Source organism: Streptomyces sp. NRRL F-5122 (assembly GCF_001507435.1).
Taxonomy (GTDB): domain Bacteria; phylum Actinomycetota; class Actinomycetes; order Streptomycetales; family Streptomycetaceae; genus Streptomyces; species Streptomyces lannensis.
In genome coordinates this window covers 1-3,524 of record NZ_LMWH01000041.1, presented here as the reverse complement: position 1 = coordinate 3,524, position 3,524 = coordinate 1, and the positions used below count along the sequence as shown (strand labels likewise).

4 protein-coding genes and 2 pseudogenes are annotated in these 3,524 nt (G+C 68.6%); 5 read left to right on the top strand and 1 reads right to left on the bottom strand.

Going from position 1 to position 3,524, the window contains the following annotated elements; genetic code table 11:
• Nucleotides 1-77, bottom strand: a pseudogene (locus ADL25_RS45805) (transposase); the annotation flags it as partial.
• 294 nt (nt 78-371) lie between these two features.
• Here ADL25_RS45805 and ADL25_RS07615 point away from each other — a divergent pair.
• From ADL25_RS07615 to ADL25_RS07595, 5 genes and pseudogenes are all read left to right on the top strand, one after another.
• A pseudogene (locus tag ADL25_RS07615) lies at nt 372-875 on the top strand (methylated-DNA--[protein]-cysteine S-methyltransferase).
• 183 nt (nt 876-1,058) lie between these two features.
• Nucleotides 1,059-1,562 (top strand): methylated-DNA--[protein]-cysteine S-methyltransferase, encoded by a 504-nt coding sequence (locus tag ADL25_RS07610; protein ID WP_059126887.1) that lies wholly within the window; start codon nt 1,059-1,061, stop codon nt 1,560-1,562.
• A gap of 75 nt (nt 1,563-1,637) precedes the next feature.
• Nucleotides 1,638-2,369, top strand: a complete 732-nt coding sequence (locus ADL25_RS07605; protein WP_059126886.1) for a 2OG-Fe(II) oxygenase — start codon at nt 1,638-1,640, stop codon at nt 2,367-2,369.
• Entirely contained in the window at nt 2,366-2,674 is a 309-nt protein-coding gene (locus ADL25_RS07600; protein ID WP_059126885.1) for an Ada metal-binding domain-containing protein, read from the top strand. Before ADL25_RS07605 ends, ADL25_RS07600 begins: the two co-directional genes overlap by 4 nt.
• Before the next feature lie 466 nt (nt 2,675-3,140).
• The gene (locus tag ADL25_RS07595; RefSeq protein ID WP_059126884.1) at nt 3,141-3,398 is read left to right on the top strand and encodes a hypothetical protein; all 258 of its coding nucleotides are present in this window, start codon (nt 3,141-3,143) and stop codon (nt 3,396-3,398) included.
• Nucleotides 3,399-3,524 lie beyond the last annotated feature (126 nt).

The window sequence follows — 3,524 nt, the reverse complement described above, 5'->3', positions numbered from 1 at the left end:
CTGGCTTGGTCGATCCGGTTGGACCGGTGGGTGTGCCAGCACTCGGAGCACTGGCGGGAGGTGTTCCTCGGGTCCACGTGTACTACGGGGACACCTGCCGTGTATCACCGGATCAAGGCCGACTTCGACCTCGGAGCACAGGCGGCCGTCCGCACCATCAAGTCCCGAGCTCTGACAGCTGCCTCTCGTGCCGTCCTGTCGCAAGGGTGATGGGCCCTGCGAGCCGTACCGCACACCGGTCCGCCTGGCCGCCGGAACCCAGCTGACCTGCGCCGCAACCCCGTAGGGTGATGTCCGAATCCCGCCAGCAACGGTGCCCGTGAAGCGTGAAGGTGGAGGACGAGACGATTCCGGGTCAAGAGGAGGCGACGATGACCGCCTACACGACGATCACCAGCCCGCTGGGTGAGCTGCTCCTGGTGGGTGAGGAACACGGCGACGACATCGATCTTGCCTCGCTGTCCATGCCCGGCCAGAAGAACGCACCGGCCGTCCGCCCCACATGGCGGCGGGACGCGGCACGGTTCGCGGACGTGGCACAGCAGTTGAGCGCGTACTTCGACGGACGACTCACCGAGTTCGCCCTCACCTTCGCGGCAGCCGGCACCGAATTCCAGCAGCGGGTCTGGCGCGAGTTGGAGCGCATCCCGTAGGGCACGACCACCACGTACGGTGCCCTTGCCGCACGACTCGGCCTGGCGCGGGACCGTATTCAGGCCCTGGGCGCGGCGATCGGCGCGAATCCGCTGCTGCTGGTGCGTCCATGCCACCGTGTCATCGGCGCGGACGGCTCGATGCGGGGCTATGCGGGCGGCGTCGAGCGCAAGGTGCACCTGCTCACCCATGAGGGCGCTCTGCCGCCGAGCCTTGTCTGAGGCCGAACACAGGTCAGGGCACGGCGAGTTCGCGACCTTCGCTGTGAGGTCCCCTGCTGTCGGACCATGACCGTCCCGCACGGCAAAGCGATGTCCGAATACCGCCGGACAGAGCGGTGTGAAAGCCGCAAACTGGTCAGCGGTACAGCATCCCATGAGAGCTCATGAAGGGACACCGGACCAATGACTCTGTACACGACGATGGACAGTCCGCTGGGTGAACTGCTGCTGGTGGGCGAGGAGTCGGGCACAACCGAGGGCGGTACCGCCCTTGCCTCGCTGTCCGTGCCCGGCCAGAAGCACGGAATGTTCGTCCAGGACGGCTGGATCGAGAAGCCGGAGGCGTTCACCGCGATCGTCGCCCAGTTGCGCGCGTACTTCGACGGAGGTCTGACCGTCTTCGACCTCGAGTACGTCACCAGTGGCTCGGCCTTCCAACGGCAAGTGTGGGCGGCGGTGGAGAGCATCCCGTACGGCGCAACCCTCACCTACGGCGACCTCGCCCGGCAGATCGGCGCCCCCGCCGCCGTCCGGGCGGTGGGCGCGGCGATCGGAGCCAACCCGCTGATGGTTGTGCGTCCCTGCCACCGCGTGGTCGGCGCCGGCGGCGCGCCGACCGGCTACGCCGGCGGGCTGCAGCGCAAGCAGCAGCTCCTCGACCTGGAACATGCCGGCCAACTCGCCTGAGGCGTCGCCCCGGCCTTGCACCATGCCCGTGAGTGCGGAGCCGGGGTGGCACCACCGTTCCCAAGGAGCCTTGCCATGATCGACACCACTCGGCCAACAGGGCCGGTGGACCGCAGGGTCGACGACAACGACTGGGCCGAACTCACCGACGAGCTCCACGAGTACGGCAACGCCCTGACCCGTCGGCTGCTCACACCGGAGGAGTGCCGCAAGATCGCCGACCTCTATGACGAGATCGCGCGCTTCCGAACGACCGTGGACATGGCGCGCCACCGCTTCGGCTCCGGTCAGTACCGTTACTTCACCCATGATCTGCCCGCCCCCGTACGGGAATTGCGCGAGGCGTTCTACCCCCGGCTGCTGCCCATCGCCCGGGACTGGGCCGACAAGCTGGGCAAGCCCGCCCCTTGGCCGGACAGCCTGGGGGAGTGGCTGGAGATGTGCCACGAGGCGGGGCAGGACAGGTCGGCACAGATTCTGCTGCGCTATGGCCCCGGCGACTGGAACGCCCTGCACCGCGACGTGTTCGGCGACATGCTCTTCCCGCTCCAGGTCGTGATCGGTCTCGACGCCCCAGGAGAGGACTTCACCGGCGGCGAGTTCCTCATGACCGAGCAACGCCCGCGTGCGCAGTCCCGAGGCTCGTCGACAACACTTCCGCAGGGGCACGGCCTCGTCTTCACCACTCGCGACCGGCCCGTCGCCGCAAAGCGGGGCTGGTCGAACGCCCCTATGCGGCACGGTGTGAGCACCGTCCGCTCAGGGCGCCGCCACACTCTGGGTCTCGTCTTCCACGACGCCGCATGACCGCCCCCATGCCCCCGTCCGGCAACGGGCCGAAGCGGCGGCTCCACACCTTGATCAGCCGGGACGGACGGCCCTACCTGAGCCTGAGCCCGGGCACTCTCGGTGGCCATCGCCGCACCCGGGTGTACGGACGGCTGGACTGTCCGTCCGCACTGCGGGCCATCGCCGGCGGTCACTACGTCACCCACAGGGTGCTCTTCGCGGACGAAGCCACCGCCGTCGAGGCCGGCTACCGCCCCTGCGCCGTGTGTCTGCCGACGGAGTACGCCCGTTGGAAAGCCGCGCGCCGGGCCACCCGACCATGAACCCGCCGACCGGTCAGGCGAGTTCGGCAAGCGCAAAGACATGTCGGCCGAAGGCATGTGGCTTGAAGCCGGCAGCATCGCGGCTCAAGTGGAGCTGACCGCGGTGACCTGGCCGGGGCCGGACGTCGATGAGGCAGTCCGGCGGCACAAGGCCACGAGCATGGCGGTGGGGGGTGGACCTGGGCCGAACGGGGCGTGTTCAGGCCTTCCGGCGACTCCCTGTGGCACTTCGTGACCGTAGAGTCCCTGGTCAGGTGCCCTATGGGCGCTCGGACGGTTCGGAGGGATAGCGGTGAGATTATGTGATTATTTGTGACGGATGAGAGATTAATTAGCTTTCAGTTACGTGTGGGCGTCTTTTCCGTTTTCGGCGTGACGGCCGGGCAGTATCAGTTCCAGCCCGGTCGCACCGGACCGGGCCAACTGACGGAGCTTCACGCACCGTCGCTCGGAAAGGACATGTGAGATGACTGACAGGTTCAAGCGGGCCGCGGCCCTGGGCGCGGCCACGGTTGCGCTGACTTCGGGCGCGCTGTTCGGAGCGGTCGGCACTGCCTCGGCGGCCCCGAGCCACCACCCCGGGCCGGACCACGGCCGGCACTGCTCGATCGGCCGGGGCTACTGGACCCAGACATGGATTCCGGGCCGCTGGGAGCACCGCCACTGGAGGCCGGGCCACGTCCAGCGCGTCTGGCACCCCGGCCACAGGGACTGCCGCCGCTAGTACCTGGGTCGGTCCGGTTCCGACCGGCACGGGGGGTCGCAGGTGCGGTCGGTACCGGTCAAGCACCTCTACCAGGTCCTGGAGGACGGCCAGGACCTGGTAGAGGGGAGGGGGGAGGGGGGAGAG

Excerpts from the sequence above, each read along its gene's own strand:
- ADL25_RS07610 (WP_059126887.1), top strand. The coding sequence starts at position 1,059 with ATGACTCTGTACACGACGATGGACAGTCCGCTGGGTGAACTGCTGCTG.
- ADL25_RS07605 (WP_059126886.1), top strand. The coding sequence starts at position 1,638 with ATGATCGACACCACTCGGCCAACAGGGCCGGTGGACCGCAGGGTCGAC.
- ADL25_RS07600 (WP_059126885.1), top strand. The coding sequence starts at position 2,366 with ATGACCGCCCCCATGCCCCCGTCCGGCAACGGGCCGAAGCGGCGGCTC.
- ADL25_RS07595 (WP_059126884.1), top strand. The coding sequence starts at position 3,141 with ATGACTGACAGGTTCAAGCGGGCCGCGGCCCTGGGCGCGGCCACGGTT.